Raw genomic sequence first — 268 nt, forward strand, 5'->3', positions numbered from 1 at the left:
ATTTATAGCTGGTTATGATAACACGGGGCACGGTGGTATATAGGGGTGGGATGCCTTGTCGAGAATTAGGATAAGAATGAACGATGTACTCGTAACAAGTAATCAAGTGACGAAACAAGGTGCAAATGTGGCTTCCACGAGAGGACAATTAGCATCGGTGGCGAATAGCATAGATAGACGGATTGTAGCGAGGCGTGGCATTGGTGCCCGCTTGAACGATGTGGATCGACGAATGCTAGAGCTAGAGCGTCGATTCCAGTCTTTGGGC

The 268-nt window shown here is 48.1% G+C and carries 1 protein-coding gene; it reads left to right on the top strand.

From position 1 onward, the window contains the following. Positions 1–76: 76 nt before the first annotated feature. Positions 77–268: hypothetical protein (locus AOA60_RS33335; protein WP_218240647.1), on the top strand; the 192-nt coding region annotated here is incomplete at its 3' end.

Source organism: Pseudomonas sp. 2822-17, assembly GCF_002742485.1.
GTDB classification, from domain to species: Bacteria; Pseudomonadota; Gammaproteobacteria; order Pseudomonadales; family Pseudomonadaceae; genus Aquipseudomonas; species Aquipseudomonas cyclaminis.